The organism is Hymenobacter cavernae, from assembly GCF_014641455.1.
Classification (GTDB): Bacteria; Bacteroidota; Bacteroidia; order Cytophagales; family Hymenobacteraceae; genus Hymenobacter; species Hymenobacter cavernae.
In genome coordinates, this window is the sequence record NZ_BMHT01000001.1 from 383,957 (window position 1) to 404,219 (window position 20,263).

General features: G+C 55.1%; 18 protein-coding genes. 7 read left to right on the forward strand and 11 right to left on the reverse strand.

The genetic code is table 11. From position 1 onward, the window contains the following. Window positions 1-16: 16 nt before the first annotated feature. A complete protein-coding gene (locus IEX74_RS01575) occupies window positions 17-1,081 on the reverse strand; it encodes a fatty acid desaturase family protein (protein ID WP_188810266.1) in 1,065 nt (354 codons plus the stop codon). 511 nt (window positions 1,082-1,592) lie between these two features. Between IEX74_RS01575 and dnaE the strand changes: the two genes are divergently transcribed. The 6 genes from dnaE (at window position 1,593) to IEX74_RS01605 (ending at window position 8,490) form a co-directional block, all read left to right on the forward strand. Continuing rightward, complete coding sequence (gene dnaE / locus IEX74_RS01580; RefSeq protein WP_188810268.1) at window positions 1,593-5,309, forward strand: DNA polymerase III subunit alpha; 3,717 nt, start codon at window positions 1,593-1,595, stop codon at window positions 5,307-5,309. A 164-nt stretch (window positions 5,310-5,473) separates the two neighbouring features. Then, complete coding sequence (locus IEX74_RS01585; RefSeq protein WP_188810270.1) at window positions 5,474-5,992, forward strand: GbsR/MarR family transcriptional regulator; 519 nt, start codon at window positions 5,474-5,476, stop codon at window positions 5,990-5,992. Between the two features lie 88 nt (window positions 5,993-6,080). After that, window positions 6,081-7,004: a TIGR01777 family oxidoreductase gene (locus IEX74_RS01590; protein ID WP_188810272.1), complete on the forward strand. Its 924-nt coding sequence runs from the start codon at window positions 6,081-6,083 to the stop codon at window positions 7,002-7,004. Between the two features lie 59 nt (window positions 7,005-7,063). Then, window positions 7,064-7,444 (forward strand): hypothetical protein, encoded by a 381-nt coding sequence (locus IEX74_RS01595; RefSeq protein WP_188810281.1) that lies wholly within the window; start codon window positions 7,064-7,066, stop codon window positions 7,442-7,444. Between the two features lie 195 nt (window positions 7,445-7,639). Continuing rightward, window positions 7,640-7,969, forward strand: coding sequence for a thioredoxin (gene trxA, locus IEX74_RS01600; RefSeq protein ID WP_188810283.1), 330 nt, complete (start codon window positions 7,640-7,642; stop codon window positions 7,967-7,969). 218 nt (window positions 7,970-8,187) lie between these two features. Continuing rightward, complete coding sequence (locus IEX74_RS01605) at window positions 8,188-8,490, forward strand: hypothetical protein (protein WP_188810285.1); 303 nt, start codon at window positions 8,188-8,190, stop codon at window positions 8,488-8,490. Between the two features lie 85 nt (window positions 8,491-8,575). Here the strand turns inward: IEX74_RS01605 and IEX74_RS01610 are convergent, their stop codons facing one another. Then, window positions 8,576-9,040, reverse strand: a complete 465-nt coding sequence (locus IEX74_RS01610; RefSeq protein WP_188810287.1) for an Lrp/AsnC ligand binding domain-containing protein — start codon at window positions 9,038-9,040, stop codon at window positions 8,576-8,578. A 517-nt stretch (window positions 9,041-9,557) separates the two neighbouring features. After that, the gene (locus IEX74_RS01615; RefSeq protein WP_308421103.1) at window positions 9,558-11,723 is read right to left on the reverse strand and encodes a protein-disulfide reductase DsbD family protein; all 2,166 of its coding nucleotides are present in this window, start codon (window positions 11,721-11,723) and stop codon (window positions 9,558-9,560) included. A 259-nt stretch (window positions 11,724-11,982) separates the two neighbouring features. Between IEX74_RS01615 and IEX74_RS01620 the strand changes: the two genes are divergently transcribed. After that, the gene (locus IEX74_RS01620; RefSeq protein WP_188810291.1) at window positions 11,983-13,323 is read left to right on the forward strand and encodes a hemolysin family protein; all 1,341 of its coding nucleotides are present in this window, start codon (window positions 11,983-11,985) and stop codon (window positions 13,321-13,323) included. Window positions 13,324-13,400: 77 nt separating this feature from the next. Here IEX74_RS01620 and IEX74_RS01625 read toward each other — a convergent pair whose 3' ends face one another. The 8 genes from IEX74_RS01625 to accD all read right to left on the reverse strand — a co-directional run bounded on the left by IEX74_RS01625 (window position 13,401) and on the right by accD (window position 20,164). Further along, window positions 13,401-13,694 carry a DUF2752 domain-containing protein gene (locus IEX74_RS01625; RefSeq protein ID WP_188810292.1) on the reverse strand — a complete coding sequence of 98 codons (294 nt, stop codon included), beginning with the start codon at window positions 13,692-13,694 and terminating at the stop codon, window positions 13,401-13,403. A gap of 13 nt (window positions 13,695-13,707) precedes the next feature. Then, window positions 13,708-14,325, reverse strand: coding sequence for a TM2 domain-containing protein (locus IEX74_RS23105; protein ID WP_229755074.1), 618 nt, complete (start codon window positions 14,323-14,325; stop codon window positions 13,708-13,710). A 239-nt stretch (window positions 14,326-14,564) separates the two neighbouring features. After that, window positions 14,565-15,092: a gamma carbonic anhydrase family protein gene (locus IEX74_RS01635; protein WP_188810294.1), complete on the reverse strand. Its 528-nt coding sequence runs from the start codon at window positions 15,090-15,092 to the stop codon at window positions 14,565-14,567. 108 nt (window positions 15,093-15,200) lie between these two features. Continuing rightward, a complete protein-coding gene (locus IEX74_RS01640) occupies window positions 15,201-16,184 on the reverse strand; it encodes a radical SAM protein (RefSeq protein WP_188810296.1) in 984 nt (327 codons plus the stop codon). 111 nt (window positions 16,185-16,295) lie between these two features. Beyond that, the gene (locus IEX74_RS01645) at window positions 16,296-17,036 is read right to left on the reverse strand and encodes an endonuclease III domain-containing protein (protein ID WP_188810298.1); all 741 of its coding nucleotides are present in this window, start codon (window positions 17,034-17,036) and stop codon (window positions 16,296-16,298) included. Between the two features lie 156 nt (window positions 17,037-17,192). Next, entirely contained in the window at window positions 17,193-17,867 is a 675-nt protein-coding gene (locus tag IEX74_RS01650; RefSeq protein ID WP_188811335.1) for a YiaD family glycine zipper/OmpA-like lipoprotein, read from the reverse strand. A gap of 449 nt (window positions 17,868-18,316) precedes the next feature. Then, window positions 18,317-19,069 carry a YiaD family glycine zipper/OmpA-like lipoprotein gene (locus IEX74_RS01655; RefSeq protein ID WP_229755076.1) on the reverse strand — a complete coding sequence of 251 codons (753 nt, stop codon included), beginning with the start codon at window positions 19,067-19,069 and terminating at the stop codon, window positions 18,317-18,319. 195 nt (window positions 19,070-19,264) lie between these two features. Next, window positions 19,265-20,164, reverse strand: coding sequence for an acetyl-CoA carboxylase, carboxyltransferase subunit beta (gene accD, locus IEX74_RS01660; protein ID WP_188810300.1), 900 nt, complete (start codon window positions 20,162-20,164; stop codon window positions 19,265-19,267). Window positions 20,165-20,263 lie beyond the last annotated feature (99 nt).

A 20,263-nucleotide genomic window follows, 5' to 3' on the forward strand; every position in this document is an offset into this window, starting at 1 on the left:
TATATAGAACTGTGTTCTACGACGCGTAGGTAAAAGCGCCACGCTCGATGCGCTGGGTGCGCGACTTCAGCAGCGTAATAACATCTGCATCACTGCCGTATCTGTTACCTAGGTTCACAAAATTTCTGGCTAACAGATCATAACGCCTCGTCATCAGATAGACAAACACATGCAGAAAATGGATGCCATCGAAGACAATGGCATCATTGGCTGCGTAGTGGTCGATGTTCTGCTGAAACGACCTGGGGTGCTCGGTCCAGTGCATGGCCGGCTTCAGGTGGTGGCTGATGTGGTAGCCATCGTTCCAGCACTTATGGTTGTAGGGCGTGTTGATGCAGGTGATACTGTTGGTGTAGCAGTTATCGGGGCTTTCGGCCGCAATGAACGCATGCTGGCTCCAATTGCCCAGCATCATCACGATGCGCGAAATAATAACGGGCAGCACAAAGACCACCAGCGTAGCCTGCCAATTCACGAACAGCAATACAACACACAGCGCGATATACAGCAGCTCGCCCCGCACCGAGCGCACTAGTAGTTTCTTCTTCTTGGTGCGCACGAAGTACAGGAACAAGCGTGGAATACCCAGCACGAAAAAATCACCTAGGTAATGCAGGAAGCTTAGCCAGGAGTCGCGCTGGTAAAACATGGTGGAGCTTTCATCATCTGGCAAGTTGTTCTCCGGATGGTGCATACCTAGGTGGTGGGTGAAGTAGGACTCCGGCGTTTGCCCAAATAGCGGCCCAATCACCCACGGAATGTACTTGTTCAGAAAGCCGTATTTCTTCTTGAACAGAATGCGGTGGCAGGTGCAATGCAGCATCAGCCCGAATGGGCCTTTGAAATAAAAGTTACTCAAACCTAGGTAGATGGCTACAATACTACCCCAGAGCCAGCCCTCAATGCCTGGCACGAAGATGAGCACCGCTAGCGGAATCAGCGTGACGGAGATGCGCAGGATAAGGTGGAGAAATGGCAGGTCGCGCGCATCCTGGCACAAGCTGAGCAATCGTTGGTCGAGCCAAGAAACGGAGGATCCGGTCCGGGTCCCCGGATCGGTTAAAGGCAGCAGATGTTTCATGTAGGGGGTCCGACGCGGTACCTTGGCCGGTAAGGAGGAAAAAGCCTATTGAAGGCTGTAGGTAACTAGTACACTGATGGTTGATAGCACTTTGGGTGCGTACTAGTGCCTTTTACCGCTTAGATACAGACCCGAGCAAACACTCAGGCAGGTTGACGGACCGAAACCCTAGCAAGGGACGGATGCAGGAAGGTAAACAGTTGTGCAAACAGTTGAACTGACAACTATCGACCACTTAGCCTGAAAGCTATACGCTTAAGCTGCTTGTCTAAGAAGAGCTTGTATCTTCAACGGGTAGCCCGTCTTTATCGTTCAAAGCGCGACCGTATTTAATGCGGTATCATTATCCTTTGATTCGTAAGCTCACGGAAGTATCAGACAGGACGGCTCGAAAAGCCATTCTTTTTTGTTCTTGATACACAGAAACATCTGGTCCGGCAACTTTCCATTCCCACTCAACGGCGGTAACTTTACTGAACCCTAGGTGCCTTCTGCCCCAACTTTGCTTGCTATGCCTGTTTTCTCCCACCTTCATTGCCACACCCAGTATTCCCTCCTCGACGGCCAAGCTAGCATTGGCGCGCTGATGAAGAAAGCGCAGGCTGACGGCATGCCCGCCGTTGCCCTTACCGACCACGGCAACATGTTCGGCGCCTTCAACTTCGTGGCCGAGGCAAACAAGTACAACGTGAAGCCCATCGTGGGCTGCGAGTTTTACCTGGTAGAAGACCGGCACAAGAAGCAGTTCAGCCGGGAGAAAGGCGAGCGGGACGTGCGCCATCATCAACTGCTGCTAGCGAAAGACCAGGCAGGCTACCACAACCTAGCTAAGCTCTGCTCGATGAGCTTCATTGAGGGTGTATACTCGAAGTACCCGCGTATCGACAAGGAGTTATTGCTTCAGTACCACGAAGGCCTGATCGCAACGTCGTGCTGCATTGGTGCCGAAATTCCGCAGGCGTTACTGTGGAAAACGGAGGAAGAAGCCGAGAAGCAACTGAAGTGGTGGCTCGATGTATTTGGCGACGACTACTACATCGAAATCCAGCGCCATGGCATCGAGAACATCGACAACACCGGCAAAAGCCAGGAAGACCTGAACCAGGTGCTGCTGAAGTGGGCCAAGAAGTACAACGTCAAGGTCATTTGCACCAACGACTCCCACTACGTCAACCAGGACGACTTCGCACCCCACGACTTGCTCTTGTGTGTGAATACGGGGGAAGAGCACAGCATTCCGGTCGGCGACTTCCAGACCAAGTACTTCCGCTTGATGTCGTCGGAGAAAAAGGTGCTGTATGATCATCTTGATAACCTGCGCCCCCTAGCTTCGTCCGACGACCAGGTGCGCCGCCAGCTCATGCGCATCGATGAGGAAGCCCAGATGCCCAGACCTAGGTCTCGCTTTGGCTTTCCTAACGACCAGTTCTACTTCAAGAGCCAGGAGGAGATGAACACCCTTTTCCAGGATGTTCCGGAAAGTGTGGATAACACGAACGAGATTGTGGATAAGATCTCGCCGCCCAAGCTGGCCCGCGACATCTTATTGCCCAATTTCCCGTTACCCGCCGGCTTTGCCAACGCCGATGAATTCCTGCGGGAGCTAACGTTCGTGGGGGCTTTTGGACCGAGTGCCGGGAAAGGTATCGTGACGATGACCAAGCCGCCGCGTTACTCCGAGCGCACGCCCGAAATCGAGGAACGGCTAGAATACGAGCTGCGCATTGTTCAGACGATGGGCTTCGCGGGCTACTTCCTCATCGTGCAGGACTTTATTAACAAGGGCCGCGACATGGGCGTGGCCGTGGGGCCGGGCCGCGGCTCGGCGGCGGGTTCGGCAGTGGCGTATTGCGTGGGTATCACCAACATCGACCCCATTAAGTACTCGTTGCTGTTCGAGCGTTTCCTGAACCCGGAGCGTGTGTCAATGCCTGATATTGACATCGACTTTGACGACGTGAACCGCCAGCGCGTGATTGACTACGTGGTCGATAAGTACGGCAAAACGCAGGTGGCTCAGATCATCACCTTCGGTACCATGGCCGCCAAGTCCAGCATCAAGGACGTGGCGCGGGCTATGGAACTGCCGCTGCCCGTGACCAACGAGCTGGCCAAGATGGTACCCGAAAAGCCCGGCACGACCCTAGCCGGCGCTTTCGCGGAAAACCAGGAGCTCGATATGATCCGGCGCGACGATGCGCCCGACAACCTGCGCGGCCAAATTCTGCGCCTAGCGGAGAAGCTAGAAGGCTCGGTGCGCAACACCGGTATCCACGCCGCCGGCGTCATCATCGCGCCCGACGACATTACCAAGTACATCCCGGTTTCGACCTCCAAGGACTCGGACCTACTCGTCACGCAGTTCGACGGCAAGGTCATTGAATCGGCCGGGATGCTCAAGATGGACTTCCTGGGGCTCAAAACGCTCACGATCATCGTGGACGCCTTGGAGCTGATCAAGAAGAACCACGGCGTTGACATCAACATCGACGACATTCCGCTCGACGACCCCAAGACCTACGAACTGTACCAGCGCGGCGACACCATCGGCACGTTCCAGTTCGAATCCGAGGGCATGCGCATGTACCTCAAGGACCTCAAACCCACCAACATCGAGGACCTGATTGCGATGAACGCCCTGTACCGGCCCGGCCCCATGCAGTTCATTCCGAACTTCATCAACCGCAAGCACGGCCGGGAGGTGGTCGAGTACCCGCACGAACTGCTGGAGCCCATCCTGAACTACTCCCAGGGCATCATGGTGTACCAGGAGCAGATCATGCAGGCCGCCCAGATCTTGGCCGGTTACTCCCTCGGCGGCGCCGACTTGCTGCGCCGCGCCATGGGTAAGAAGGACATGAAAAAGATGGCCTTGGAGCGCGAAAAGTTCTGCAAGGGCGCGGCCGAGCTGCACGGCATCAAGGAGAAGAAGGCGAACGAGGTGTTCGACGTGATGGAGAAGTTTGCGGCCTACGGCTTCAACCGCTCCCACTCCGCCGCTTACTCGGTGGTAGCTTACCAGACTGGCTACCTCAAGGCCAACTACCCCGCCGAGTACATGGCCGCCGTGTTGACCAACAACATGTCGGACATCAAGAAGGTGACGTTCTTCATCGAAGAAGCCCGCCGCCAAGGGGTACCCGTGCTAGGTCCCGACGTGAACGAATCGATCCTCAAGTTCAACGTAAACGAAAAAGGCCAGATCCGTTTCGGCATGGCCGCGGTGAAGGGCGCCGGTGAAGCCGCCATTGAGAACATCGTAGCCGAGCGCAGCAAAAAAGGTCCTTTCACCGATATTTTCGACTTCTCGAAGCGCGTAAACCTGCGGGCCGTCAACAAGAAGACGTTTGAAAGCCTAGCCTTGTCGGGCGCCTTCGATTCGTTCGAGCGGTACCACCGCCGCCAGTTCGTGGAGGCCCCCGGCGGCGACCAGAACCTCATCGACAAGGCGGTACGCATGGGCCAGCAGTACCAAGCCGACCAAGATTCCGCGCAGCAGAGCTTGTTTGGTGGCGGCGCTTTCGGTGCCGTAGCCATGCCCCTACCCAAAGTGGCTGACATGGAGCCCTGGCCCGCCACCGAGCAGCTCCGCCGCGAAAAGGAAGTCGTAGGCTTCTACCTCTCAGGCCACCCCCTCGACGATTTCAAGCTCGAAATCGACTCATACTGCACCTGTGGACTGGACAAAGTAGAGAGCTACAAGAACCGCGAGGTAACGGTAGCTGGCTTGATTTCGAACGTGATGTTCAAAACCACCAAGACCGGCCAACCATTCGTGTCGTTCAGCGTGGAAGATTACGAATCGAGCTTGAACCTAGCTTTGTTCCGCGACGATTACTCGCGCTTTAGCTCTATCATCAATCCCCGCAACTACGATAAGGAGCAGGTGCCGCCCATGTACATCCGGGGCAAGTACGCCCAGCGTTTCCGCGACTCCGACCAGTTCGAGTTTAAGATTCTGACCATGGAGCCGCTGTTCAACGTCGCCGAAAAGCTAGCTAACGGCGTGCGCGTGCAGCTTGACCTCCGCACTGTAACGGAGCCGTTTATGGACCGCTTCATGGCCGCCGTGGAGGAGTCTAGTGGTTCTAAGAAGCTGGAAATCAAGTTTGCTGAGCCCCACGAGCACCTGACAGTAGACACGTACTCGCGCCGCTACCGTATTGAGCCGAAAGCGTTTATCCGAAAGATGAAGGAGATGGAGATTGAGGCTTGCCAGCTGATTTAGTATTATCCCGTAGGAACGCGCCACGGCGCATTCGTCGTCTGGGTTACCTGGATATGCTATGTAGTTGTCCAGGTGTCAGCAACGACGAACGCGCCGTGGCGCGTTCCTACAAATATTCTTTCAATTATTATTGAAAGTTCAGAACTCAATCTTACATTTGAGCCATGCAACTCGACGAAGCCAAAAGCAAATTCATTGAAGGCTGGGGTACCCTAGGTTCGGCCTGGGGCGTGAGCCGGACGATGGCGCAGGTACACGCCTTATTGCTTGTGTCGCCTAATGCGCTGAGCACCGAGGACATCATGGAGCAGCTCCAGATTTCACGGGGCAACGTGAACATGAACGTGCGTGCGCTTATGGACTGGGGCATCGTGCGCAAAGAGCTGCGGCCCGGCGAGCGGCGCGAATTCTTCTCCGCCGAGAAAGATATTCACCGGGTAGCTACGCTCATTTTGCAGGAACGTCGCAAGCGGGAGCTAGAACCCATCATGCGCGTGCTCGGCGAAATCAGTCAGGTAGAGCCCTCCCCTACCTCCACGCCGGAAGAAACAGAGGCTTTTACGAAGATGATAGCCAGCGTTCAGAGCTTTGCCAACTTCGCTAATAGCGCCGCCTCTACCCTCATCAAAGCCGATGAAAATTGGTTTTTGAGCACCTTCATGAAGCTGATGCGCCCAGGCTAGGTACTAGGCTTATTTTTTTACTCTTGTATTTCAAATTTTATTGAAAGTTTAGAATAATAAAGTAAACCTCATTCAAATTGCTTCCACCATGGAACAGCCTAAGATGATCATCGCAGGCGGCAACGGGTTTCTTGGGAAACACCTCGCCCGCTACTTTACCCAACTCGGCTACCGGGTAATTATCCTGAGCCGCAAACGTGGCTACCGAATCGGCATGCTGCACTGGGATGGCCATAACCTAGGTTCGTGGACGGCAGCCTTGGAAGGCGCGGCAGTGGTGCTCAACCTGGCCGGTCGCTCCGTGAATTGTCGCTATAACATTGTGAATCAGTACGCTATTATTCGCAGCCGGGTCGATAGTACAAAGGTGTTGGGGGAAGCCATTGCGCGTTGCCAGAATCCGCCGGTGGTGTGGCTTAATGCGTCTACCGCCACCATATACGCTGATACGCCAGATGAGCAGCCCGCCAATACGGAAGCCGATGGGGTCATTGGCCGCGGCTTTTCGGAGCGCGTGGCGCAACAATGGGAAGCGGAGTTTTGGGTAGCCGCCACGCCGCGTACCCGTCGGGTGGCCTTGCGCACGGCTATTGTGCTAGGTGCCGATGGCGGCGCCCTGCCTGTCATGGCGCGACTGGCGCGCCGGGGCCTGGCCACACCCCACGGCAACGGGCAGCAATGGATGAGCTGGCTGCACGTCGACGATTTCTGCCGCGCTGTGGAGCTGCTGGTTGCCCGCCCTGACCTGGAAGGCGCCTTCAACCTTTGCGCACCACAGCCTATTCGGAACCGGGAATTTAACGCGCAGCTCTGCCGACACTACCAACCTAGGTGGCAGTTGCCGCAACCAAAGTGGCTCCTGGAAATCGGTGCTTTTTTATTGCGCACCGAAACCGAGCTGATTCTGAAAAGCCGCAAGGTGGCGCCGCAGCGGCTGCTGGAAAATGGCTTCACGTTCCGCTATCCAAGCTGTGACCTAGCCTTCACCGATTTGCTACCTCAACTTACCTAGCTTCTCTCTGATTTCACTTTTACACACTCCTTTTTTTCACTTCTAACTTCTTCAAGATCATGAACTACTATCTGCTGGTGTACGGAGTTTATCTGCCCGTCACGGTGCTGCTTACGGTGTGGGTAGCGCGCACGCTTTTCACGAATGGCCGCACGTTTTTGGTCGATATTTTTCATGGCAATGAGCCGCTGGCCGATTCTGTGAACAAGCTTTTACTCACCGGTTTCTACCTGATTAACGTGGGCTATGCCACCCTCACGCTGCGCAGCACCGACGAGGTACACAGCTACCAACAAACCGTCGAAACGCTCAGCATCAAAATCGGCACCATCATCCTGATCCTGGGCGCGATGCACTTTTTCAACCTTTACGTTTTCTATAAGCTCCGCAGCAAGGCCCGCGACGAAGCCCGCACCTACGACTTTGTAGTTGATAAATAACGAGTTGCAGCTATTAACCTAGCTTTTTGCTGAGCACGACCGTTATTTAGGAGCAGCTATGCTTTGCTGTCAAGCTAAAGGAAGAAGATTAACTTTGAACTTTCCCGCAGGCTGCTTGTTGAACTCCCAACTGCTACCTTGCGGCCTGGTTGACCGTAAACAGCACATCCTTTACAACATCAAACCCCTACTATCATGGGACACAAAGCCATCGAAATTACCGATGCTAACTTCGACCAAATTATCAACTCCGATAAGCCTGTACTCGTGGACTTCTGGGCCGAGTGGTGCGGCCCGTGCCGCATGGTAGGCCCCGTAGTGGAAGAGTTGGCCGGTGAATATGAAGGCAAAGCCGTTATCGGCAAAGTCGACGTAGACTCTAACCCACAGACGTCAGCCAAGTTCGGCATCCGCAGCATCCCGACGCTGCTGGTGTTCAAGAACGGCCAAATCGTTGACAAGCAAGTAGGTGCCGTTCCGAAGCACGTACTGGCCCAAAAGCTAGATGCGCAAGTAACCGCTTAGTTCACCTAGGCTACTTAATAGAAAAGCCCCGCTCCTCAGATGAGGAGCGGGGCTTTTTCGTGTTTATGCCGATAACCTAGGTTAGGCCTTTACTTGCTGTGGCCATTGTGGCCACGGTCGTTCTTGTGCTTGTCTTCCCACTTGGCGCGTCCAGCAGCTCAACTTTTAAGCCCGACCGTTCGTTATTATTCTTACTTTCTCACCTTATCCCTACTACCATGTTCCGTCCCCTCCAGCTTACCTGTTTGTTGAGCTTGTTCAGCGCTGCTGCCATGGCCCAGACTCCTACCACCACGCAGCAGGCGACCAAAAGCACAACGGCCACCAAGACGTCTAAAACGACCGTTAAGCCGGCTGCGGCTACTACCACCACAACCAAAACCACCAGTACTTCCGGCAGCGGTTCGAGCGTGAAGGCCACCACGACCCATCATCAGGCGGCGCCTGCCACCGGCGCTACCCAGCAAAGCGCCACCAGCAAAACCACCAAGACGACCACCAGCACAAAAACCAACCGGTAGGCGACTGCACTGGCAAGCCTGCACCTAGGTTTAAACAGAAAGAGCGCTCCTATTTGGAGCGCTCTTTCTGTTTAAACCTAGGTGCTTAACGAAGTTGTACGGGGCGGTTCAGGGTTTCCTCCAAGGAGATCAGCGTTTCGGTGCGCTCGATGCCCTCGATGTGCTGTACCTGGTCGTGAAGCACGTCGCGCAGGTGCTGGGTGTCGCGGCACACGATGCGGGTGAACATGCCATAATTGCCCGTAGTGTAGTAAATACTTACTACTTCCGGGATCTTCCGCAGCTGCTCGGCCACACTATTATAAAGAGAGCTTTTCAGCAGATAAATGCCCAGAAAGGCCGTCATTCCGTAGCCTAGCTTCTGATAATCAACGCGTAGCGTGGCACCTTGCACGATACCTAGCTCTTCCATCCGGGCCATCCGGACGTGCACCGTGCCGCCGGATACATGCACCTTGCGGGCAATCTCGGTGTAGGGCATTTTGGCATCCTCCAGCAGTAGCGCCAGAATCTTCCGGTCAGTGTCATCAAGTTCGTAATTCCTCGACATATTTGGGTGGGGTGTTTGAGTACGTTGCAAAAATAAAAGCTTTTTATTAAAAATACTGTAAATTTTCAGTTAAAAGCTAGCAACGTTTTTATAATAAAGATTCTTCCTCTACATTTGTCATAATCAAACGCGAACGGCGGACGATTCAAAATGTAGAATGATGAAATTGGCAGACATGCCCTCCTCTCTCGGGGGTGGTGATTTGGGAGAAACTGGTCCGGCGGCCGGCTAACTACACCGTGGAGGTTCGAACCCTTCTTCTACAGCTTTTTGGGTGGACAATGTGTGAGGGGAAAAAACGGAACGTATCTGGGTGGGTGCGTTCTTATTTAAGAGGCTGCATCTGGGTGGGTGCAGCCTTTTTATTTGTACTCTAGGCCAAAATTTATCCGGCTTACTCTACGTAAAAAAGGACGCCGCAGTCTGCTCTGCGGCGTCCTTTTTCGTTTTCTATGCAGCGGTAAACGGAATGAAGGAGCCGTTAAGAAAAAAGCTAGCTCCAAAGCTAGCTTTTTTCTTAACGGCTGGCCACCGGCGTTGTCTGCTGATGATAGCGCGCTAGTCCGGCATCCAGAAACTTCACGAACTCCGCTATGTTGGGCTCATACGCCACCGGCGTTATTAGCGGTTGGCTGCTGGCGTTATCGGGGTCGAGAAGCACATAGTAGGGCTGGGCGTTCACACCGTAGCGCACTACCTGCAAATCAGCGTTTTGCTTACCTAGGGTTGTTTTCTCCTGGTTATCGCGCTTCGAGGTATACCATTCATTCTTCGGCAGCTCGGTTTTGTCATCGACGTAGAGGGCCACCACCACGTAGTCGTCGCGCAAGCGCTTGAGCACTTGCGGGTCGCTCCACACGGTTGCTTCCATCTTGCGGCAGTTCACGCAGGCGTGGCCCGTGAAGTCGATAAAGATCGGCTTGTGCTGCTGCCGCGCGCACCGTTTTGCCTGCTCCAAATCGAAGTAGCCTTGCAGACCGTGCGGCAGTTCCAGGTATTCGGCATGGCGCGGCGCTTCGCACAACGTGTTGGCGGCGGCTACTGGCATTGCTTCGCTGCCAGCCAAAGTGAAGTCGCGGCTGCTCTGGGGCGGTAGGTAGCCGGCGAGCAGCGGAAGCGGCGCCCCAAACAAGCCGGGCACCAGGTACACCATAAAGCTGAATGCCAGCACCGCCATCAGCAGCCGACCAACACTTACGTGCGGCAAATCGCTGTCGTGGGAGAGTTTGAACTTACCGAGCAGGTATAAGCCAAGTAATGCTGAAAGAACAATCCAGAGCACCAGGTACACGTCACGGTTGAGCAGATTCCAGTGATAAGCTAGGTCGGCCATGCTCAAGAACTTGAGCGCCAGCATCAGCTCAATGAATCCTAGCACCACCTTTACCGTGTTAAGCCAGCCACCAGAGCGCGGCAGACTTTTAAGCCATGAAGGAAAAATCGCGAACAGCGTAAACGGCAACGCAAACGCCAGTGAAAAGCCAAACATGCCCACTACGGGCATGATCGTCTGGCCACGGGCTGCCAGACCTAGCACCGTTGCTACAATCGGCCCCGTGCACGAGAACGACACCAACACCAGCGTGAAAGCCATGAAAAACACCCCCAGCCAGCCGCCTTTGTCGGCTTGTGCGTCCGCTTTATTCACAATAGCGTGGGGCAGGGTGATTTCAAATAAGCCCAAAAAGGAAAGACCAAAGACGACGAACACCACAAAGAAAATCAGGTTCGGCAGCCAGTGCGTGGCCATGAAGTTAGGACCGTCTTCCCCTAAAAGACGCGCTACCACTACACCGATAATAGTGTAAATCAGAATGATAGACAGGCCATAAACCAGCGCTTTTAGGATTCCACGACTGCGGCTATCGGCCCCGCCGGTAAAGAAGGAAACCGTCATCGGCACCATCGGGAACACGCAGGGCGTGATAAGCGCCGCCAGACCCGATAGAAAGGCAAGCACGCCGAAGCTCCACAAACTACCGCCATCAGCTGCTGTGGCCGCCGTAGCACTTGCCACGGCTGGTGCAACTGTAGCAGCACTGGCGGTAGCCGAACCTTCTGCACCCGCACCATGCGTTGTAGCATCTGAAGCAGCCGTAGTAGAAGCAGTCGAATCGGCCTGCGTGAGTGCTGTGGGGGCCGCTGCCGGTGTAGCCTCCGGGGCAGTGCTTGCCACCGCAGCGCTATCCGAACCTAGGTTTACGGCGCTCGTCGGCTTACTGGTTTTGGCCGGAGCGGCGGCTTTACCAGTCACCTCAATGGGGCCAAAGCTCAGCTTCTCGTCGCCCGGAATGCAGCGACCATCCACATCGGTGCAGCTCTGGTACTCTACGCTGGCCTGAATGGTAAGCGGCCCCGGCTGTAGCACCCGAATGCGCTGACGAATCTGGCCGGTTTTCTCGAAGTACGTCACATCGCCATTGAAAACCTTATCGAAGTGCTTCGTAGCGCCCACCGACTTAGGCTTGCCTACTACTTCGTAGGCTGTGCTTTTCGGAAAGGTGAAAGCAAATACCGTCGGACCTAGGTCCGGGTCGAAGTCGGTGGCATAGAGGTGCCACTTATCATCGATGCGAGCATTCACAATCAGCTCAATCTCCTCGCCCACCTGCGCCGCCGGCTTGCTGACGGCAGCGGAGAGCTTCGTAGGCGTGAGTATTTGCGCCGAGGCAGCCACAGACACACACCAGACTAGTAGCCAGGTTATTACATTTATTTTTCGAAAGACAGACATAGAGCAGGGGAAAAGCAGCAATCCTGAGTAGCAACAAACAAAGTACGGCACTAAGTGTCACACTTTCTGCCACAAGTAGGCACGATACCGTGAACCAGCAACACGGTCAAGTGGTTGTATACATCGCCACCCCGAACCGCTTGAGCGGAATCTCGTACTTTTGTGGTAAAATGGGTGCTAGGCCGGCTAAGCCTACGCAACCGAACTTATGGGATTAAACATACTATTCACCGTTCTGCTTGTTTTGCTGAACGGATTTTTTGTAGCGGCAGAGTTTGCGCTGGTTAAGCTGCGTGTCTCTCAGATGGAAGTGAAAGCGCAGGAAGGCAACCGCCTCGCCAAGCTGACACTCTCCTTGCTCCACAACCTAGATGCCTATCTTTCAGCTACTCAGCTTGGTATCACCCTAGCTTCGCTAGCCCTGGGCTGGATCGGCGAAAGCGTGGTGGCAGAGATTGTGCTGGCTATCATTCATAAGCTGAACGTCTCCCTATCACCCGAAACCGTGCACCGGATTGCCCTGGGCACGTCGTTTTCGCTGATTACCACGTTGCACATCGTGATTGGGGAGCAGGCGCCGAAGGTATTGGCTATTCAGCAGCCGGAAAAAACCAGCTTGATTATAGCAGCCCCCTTGCGCGGCTTCTATATCATCACCTACCCCTTCATCTGGCTCCTGAATAAGCTTTCCAACTTAGTAGCAGGCTTTTTTGGCGGCCAGGTAACACATACTGGCGACGTGCACTCGGCCGAAGAAATCAGGCTACTGCTTGATCAGAGCAAACAGAGTGGTGAGATTCAGGAATCGGAGCACGAGCTGATCGAGAACGTCTTCGAGTTCAACGACCGCATGGTGAAGCAGATTATGGTGCCCCGCACTAAAATTGCCGCCATCGATGTGAAGTCGCCGCAGGATACGGTGTTGGAAACGGTGTACAGCGAAGGCTACTCGCGCATTCCGGTGTACGAGGAATCGATTGATAACATCGTCGGGATTCTCTACGTGAAGGACTTGCTTCAGCTCATCCGGCGCAACGAGTCGGTGGAGCTATCCAAGATCATGCGGCCGGCTTACTTCGTGCCCGAAACCAAAAAGATCAACCGCCTGCTGCGCCAGTTTCAGCGCAAGCACATGCACATTGCTATCGTTAGCGATGAGTTTGGCGGCGTTTCCGGCATCGTTACCATAGAGGATATTATCGAGGAGCTGGTCGGTGAAATTCAGGACGAGTACGACAACGAAGTGCCCGTGGTCGAGAAAGTGTCGGAAGCGGAGTACCGTGTTAATGCCTCCACGCCTATTTCCGACGCCAACGAATATCTCCCCTACCCGCTGCCCGAAGGCGACGACTACGAAACGGTAGGTGGCTTGCTCAACCTGATCTACGGCAACATTCCGGAAGTAGGCGACGTGGCCGTACTCGACAACTACGAGTTCCGGATTCTGAAACGCTCCAAGCGTGTGGTGGACTTGGTGCAGCTCCGCATAACGCGCCCGGCTACTAACAGCGACGATGATGATCTATCGGGCCTGGTAACAGGTAGTTAGGGTTCTCATACTCAGGAATCTTGCCTTTTCTAAACAAAAAACGCCACGGTAAACCGGGGCGTTTTTTGTTTGAGCAATTACTCGTGAGCCTTAGCGGCTACCCAACCTAGGTAGCGCATTTGCATCCATACTTCCTGCGCCCACAGCCACGCCAGCAAGGGCAGCACCACCACGACTAAGCGGTTGTAGTGCCAGGCCTGTGCCCAGTCAAGATGCAGCGCGTGCATACAGGCTCGGGTGATGCCGCAGCCGGGACATGCGCGGTGCAGCAGCAGCTGACTCAGGCAAATGGATTGGCCTTGGTCGAAGAACGATGCCGGCAGCACCAGCAGCGTCAGCCAGAGCAGGACAGAGCCTACTACTACAATCAATGGCCGTCCTCTATTAAAGTTTCTTTGCGTACTCACCACCTCTGGGTTTCAAGTCGCCGGTAATGATGCGAATTAGGTCAATCAGGGCCCAGACCCCGCAACCGCCAAGCGTGAGAAGCTGCGCTACGCCGATGCCGGTATACCCTAGGTAGAAGCGGTGAATGCCGAGGCCTCCGACCAGGATAGCGAGGATCAATGCTATTACCTGGCTTTTGCCTTCCGCTTCCGCAGGCTGAGGTGCTTTCTTCAGCGCCTGCTTTACCATCTGCTTCACAGCTTTACGCTCAGCTTTGGTGGAAGCAGCTGCCGAGAAGCCAGCTTTTTCTTCGATACTAGCCGATTTTGCCACCGGAGCGGCTGTTTTCGTCTTGGCTGGTGCGGCCAATGCTTTGGCAGCGGCATACGCAGAAATTGCAGTCGGAGCAGGCGCAGCTTCCGTCGAGGCGGTCAGCATAGCATCATCCAAGGTAGCGGCTGGCGTTTGATCGGGCGTAGCAGTTGCCACAACATGCCGGGTGCTGCCATGATAAGGCGACGAAGCAGGCTTGAATGCGAAATTGGCTTTGCTACAGGCCGAGAGCGAAGCGACACCTACTAAAGCGGCTAATAGGTGGGCATATACTTTGTTCATAAAAGTGGTTGTTGGGGGTTGAGAAGTGAGATAAAATGAAGATCTAAGGGGAGTTTCAGTCCTTCTTGGACACGACTGTCACCTCGACATCAAGCCTAGCTTTTCAACTGATTACCAGTACGTTTGATGGGGTAACTGTGCGAGCAAAGGTATAGCTACACCCTCCCAGCTGTCAATCACACGATAATGTGAGACAGCGGCACTTCAGCCCCGGAAAACCACTTTGCACCTAGGTTCTTCTACCCCGCCGGAGCGTCGCGGAACCAGCTGGCATACAGCACATAGTTGTCGGCGGTGCGCAGCAGATTAGCGCGCTGCTCCTCCGTAACGGGCTTAATCTTGCGGGCCGGCACCCCGGCGTAGAGGTAACCGGCCTCGCACTGCGTATTCTCCAACACCACCGCTCCGGCCGCAATAATGCAGCCCCGGCCCACCACCGCGTGGTCCATTACGATGGCGCCCATTCCGATAAGCACCTCATCCTCAATGGTGCAGCCGTGCACGATTGCCCGGTGCCCAATGCTCACGCGCGCACCTAGGTTGGTAGCAGCCCGCTGATACGTGCAGTGCAGCACGGCTCCATCCTGAATGTTGGTTTGCTCGCCGATGCGGATGCTGTTCACGTCGCCGCGGATAACGGCATTGAACCACACGGTGCAGTCGGCACCTAGGGTCACGTCGCCCACGATGGTTGCGTTGTCGGCGACGAAGCAATTAGGCCCAATCTGGGGCGCGATGCCGTGAACGGGGAGAATGAGAGCAGGCATGAGGTGAGATGGTGAGGTGGTGAGATGGTGAGATGCTCTCCAAAGTAATAGAAGGATAACTCACTAGTTCACCATCTCACTAATTCACCATTCCACCATCTCACCAGTTCACCACCTCACCATCCGCTTCCAGGTGCCTTTGTGCAGGTTGTATTTCAGGGTACTCGGCAAAGCTTGCCAGAAATACTTGCTGGTTTCGACGGCGAAGCTAGGTTGCATGTAACAGTTGATGGTGCAGCCTTCGCACTGCGGCAAGCGGCCTTCGAGCGCGGCTAGGCGCTGCACTTCAGCGGAGTTATAAAGCTCAAATAGCTGGCCCGTTACCGGAAACTTCTGCTCGCCCAGGTGGTAGCAGGGCAACACCAGCTCGTTGCTGGGCGAAATAACCAGCGTGGTACTGGCCGCCCGGCACACCGGCGCGGCTACGTGGTTGCCCCCGTCGCGCCGCAGCTGAATGAAAGCTTCGTTGAGGTACACGCCGCGGCGTTTGCCGAAGGCTGAAAGATAATCTAGCTCGGCGGCGGTGAGCTGCTCGCCGGTAGCCACGCTGTTGTACTCAAAAGCCGGATTAAGAATGAGCATCAGGCCATTAGGCTGAGCAATATCGCGGTACACGGCTTCCAGATCGGCCAGGTTCTCGCGGAAAACGGTGAAGAGAATATCCGGCCGCTCACCTAGCTCTTTAGCCACCCGAATGCTTTCCAGGACGAAATCGAAGCAGGCCACGCCGCGGCCTTTGTCGTGCACTTCTTTCTCGGAAGCGTCCAGCGAAAAGTGCAGCATATCCACTTTGCCATGCAGCCGCTCCGCGTATTTGGGGTAAAGTAAGCAGTTGGTGGTGAGCGTCGTAATAAAACCTAGGTCGTGCGCCAAGCCTACAAACTCGTGGATCTGGCGGTGTAGCAGCGGCTCGCCGCCGGTGAAGTCGACGACGCTCACCCCTAGCTTTTTCAGGTCGCGCAGGTTCTGCTCCACATCGGAGAGCTGAATGTAAGGCGACGGTTTCTCCCAGATGTCGCAAAACGAGCAGCGGGCATTGCACCGGTACGTGACGTAATAATTGCAGAGAACCGGATGACGAACAAGGCGCATGCGCTGGGTTTTTATTTTTGACTGCTCGTTTTTCGCGGAGGTAGCCGCGCTCAGAGAAGTTGCCAGCTTAAAGCAAGCACCAAAAAACGAACAACCAAAAACAAAAAACGATTAGTGTTGCAGCTCACCCCACGCCGCGTTCCAGTGCTTCGGGGTGGCGGCCAGCGCTTCGGCCGTGGCCGGGCCATAGTGCTCCTCGTAATAGTTGCAGAAGCCTTTCAGCGGGCAGCGGGCGCAATCTGGCTTGGTAAAAAAGCAGATGTGCTGCCCGTGCCAGTAGTTGTGCTTGTGGAAGTTGAGCAGCACCACCGGATCTTTCGGCAACTGACCTAGCAGCAGCTGATGCGCTTTTTCCACTGACACTTTCGGCCCGATCATGCCCACGCGCTGCGCCACGCGGTGCACGTGCGTATCAACCGGCAGCACGGGCTTCTGAAAGTTGAAGAGCAGCACCAGAGAAGCCGTTTTCAGCCCAATGCCGGGCATGTCTGTCAGCCACTGCAAGCCTTGCTCTACGGGCCACTCAGCCAAAAAATCCAGGTTAAACTCGCCCCGCTCGGCCTTAATGCGGCGCAGGATCTCCTGGATCCTAGGTGCCTGTGTATCTGGCCAACGCGTGGTACGGATGGCGTGCGCCAAGGCTGCCACGGGTGCCGCCAACACGCCCTCCCAATCCCCAAATTCTTCCAACATGCGGCTATACGCCAGCTCTTCCGCTACGTGGGTGGTCCGGTGCGAAAGCAACGTAGAGATCAGCTCCCGCATGGGCGTGCGGCGCGGCGCCAGCGGCAGCGGACCGTAGAATTCGTGCAGAATGAGGTGGTTTTGCCAGGTTTTTTGTTCGGGCGTCATTCTCAATGGGCAATTAATAATGAGCAATGAGCAGCGGGTTTGCTCAGGGGGAAAGGACATAAAAAAGCCCCGCTACTGTTTAGGTAACGGGGCTTTTCAGTTTGAGTTGACAAGCAACGACTCATTGTTCATTGCTTACTGTCAATTGCTCATTGTTTAGATGGTGCCTTTCTCAGCGGCCTTCTTCAGCTTTTCGTTGGCGTAGATAGCAACTTCCACGCGGCGGTTGGCAGTGCGACCAGCCTCCGTCGAGTTGTCGGCAACAGGCTCCTTCGAGCCATAGCCTTGCGTGGTCAGGCGCGAAGAATCGATGCCTTGGGCCGTAATGGCGTTAGCAACAGCCTGCGCACGACGCTTCGAGAGCGGATCGTTGATGGCATCGGTACCGGTGTTGTCGGTGTGGCCTTCAATCAGCACGTTGGTGTCGCCATACTTCTTCAGCGTAGCAGCCAGCGTGTTGATGTTTTCGGCGGCGGCGCTGGTTAGCGTAGCCGAGTTCTTGGCGAACAGGATACCCGAGTTGAAGGTAATCTTGATGCCTTCGCCCACGCGCTCCACTTTCGCGCCTTCCATGTCCTTCTTCAGCTCAGCAGCCTGCTTGTCCATGCGGCGGCCAATGAGGGCACCAGCACCGCCACCCACGGCAGCTCCGATGATAGCACCACCGGCGGTGCTGTTCTTGCCGCCAATCACGCGGCCTAGCACGCCACCCACTACGGCACCACCGCCAGCACCCAGCAGACCGCCTTTAGCAGTTTTGCTCCAGGGCTTCTTGGTTTTCGTGGTGGTGTCCTGCGCTTGCGCGAAGCTGGTACCAAGCACCAGCATCATCAGCATAAATGCGAAATACGAACGGAGAGTTGTCATGTTCTGAGTTTTGTTTTGGTGGTAAAGGGGGATAATGATGAGTAAAAGTCCGGTCAGTCGTAGGGTCAAAAATAGCCGGCTTTTAATACTTGTTTTGCAACCTCCTTGCCAAAACGTTGAGCATTGTGAAGAAATTATTTGAAAAGGATAAATAATCCTCCCAAAAAGCTCTTTTTGCCGGCTAGTTCTCTTACTACTACCTTCTTGTATTGCTAAACACGGCGGCAAAATAAGGCCGTTTTCTGTAAAACCACGGTTTTTGTGCTGCCCCTTGGGCTTGGCAGCACCTAGCTTTGCGCTGGTACAAGGCAGGCAGCTCCCTGGCTGCTACAAGCTTGGGGACTGCTACCAACAATAGAAAGGCGGTGCTTATCGCACCGCCTTTTGTTACTACCTAGGTCTGGTTCAGAAGCTTACAAGCGTCCGGCTTCAGCGGCTTTCTTCATCTTCTCGTTAGCGTAGATGGCAATTTCAACGCGGCGGTTTGCTTGCCGGCCAGCTTCGGTTGAGTTGTCGGCGAGAGGCTGCGACGAGCCGTAGCCTTTGGTGGTAATGCGCGAGGCATCTACTCCTTTGGCGCGCGTATAGTCGGCAACGGCTTGCGCGCGGCGCTCCGAAAGGGGTTGGTTGATGGCATCAGAACCCGTGTTGTCGGTGTGGCCTTCGACGAGCACGTTGGTATCGGGGTATTTAGTCAGGACGGTGGCCATTTTCTCAATTTCCGTCATAGAAGCGGGCCGCAGATCTGCTTTGTTCACATCGAACAGAATGCCCGCATCGAAGGTAATCTTGATGCCTTCACCGACGCGCTCCACTTTCGCATTCTGCATATCGCGTTGAAGCTCTTCAGCTTGCTTGTCCATCCGACGACCGATGAGGGCACCACCGGCGCCGCCCACGCTAGCTCCGATAATGGCACCGGCGGCCGTACCGCTTTTACCGCCGAGCAGCCCACCAATCACGGCGCCGGCCACCGCGCCGCCACCAGCCCCGAACAGACCGCCCTTGGCGGTTTTGCTCATGCCCGTTTTACGCGGACCAGTGCCGTTAGCGGATCCAGTCGTGGAATATCCATCCGACTGGCCGGCTTGCTTGGAAGAAGCACATGACCCCAGCAGCAGGGTCAGGGCCATGAATAAAGAGAGAAGCGATTTGGGAGATTTCATAAATGGGAACTTTGTGTACTTGGGAGAGAGCAGGCAAAAAAGCTCTTTTGAAGGTGCTTACTGCATTCGAACAAAAAATGTTTAGCTAGGTTAAGCAGCTCGCTGATGCTCAAAAAAGAAAAATCCTGGTTTCCAGGCAGCTCCCGTTGCGGACGGGCTGCTTGGAAACCAGGATAAACCTAGGTCAACCGTATGCTAGGAGCGGGCTCCCGATTTCACGCGGGTTGGCGCAGCAGGCACTGCTACTTCGGCCGGGCGAAGCATGGTAATCAGATCCGCGAGCTGCTGCTTGAGCTGCTTACGGTCTACGATGAAATCGAGGAAACCGTGTTCCAGAACAAACTCAGCGCTTTGGAAATCCTTCGGCAAATCTTTACCGATGGTTTCCTTGATAACCCGCGGACCGGCAAAGCCGATCAGGGCGCCGGGCTCGGCAATGTTGAAGTCGCCGAGCATGGCAAACGAAGCGGTTACGCCACCCGTCGTAGGGTCGGTGAGCATAGAGATGTACGGGATGCCAGCTTCGGAAAGCAGTGCTAGCTTGGCCGAGGTTTTCGCCATCTGCATGAGCGAGTAGCCGGCCTCCATCATGCGCGCACCGCCCGATTTGCTGATCATCAGGAAGGGCGTGCGATGTTGGCGGGCGTAGTCGATGGCGCGGGCAATCTTCTCGCCCACCACCGAGCCCATCGAGCCGCCAATGAACCGGAAATCCATGCAGGCCACCACCAGATCAAGCCCATCGAGCTGCCCGTGCGCGGTGCGCACGGCATCTTTCAGCCCCGTCTGCTTTTGCGTAGCAGACACGCGCTGCGGATACGCTTTAGTATCGACGAAATGTAGTGGGTCGGCCGAGGTCATGTCGGCGTCCAGTTCCACAAACTGGTTGTTATCGAACAGAATCTCAAAGTATTCCGCCGAGTCGATCCGGTCGTGGTGGTTGCACTTGGCGCAGGTGTACAATAGCCGCTTATGCTCGGCCATGGTAGCCACCGTTTTGCACTCAGGGCATTTGTACCACAGCCCGTCCGGCGTTTCTTTCTTCTGCTCCGTCGGTGTGACGATGCCTTTCTCTACGCGCTTAAACCAAGACATATGTTTTCAGGAAGCTATTAAGCTATAAGCCGTTAGCTACAAGCTTTAAAGGAAGTTAATCATACCGCAACCGCTGCTTGCCGAGCAGGCTAAAACCTG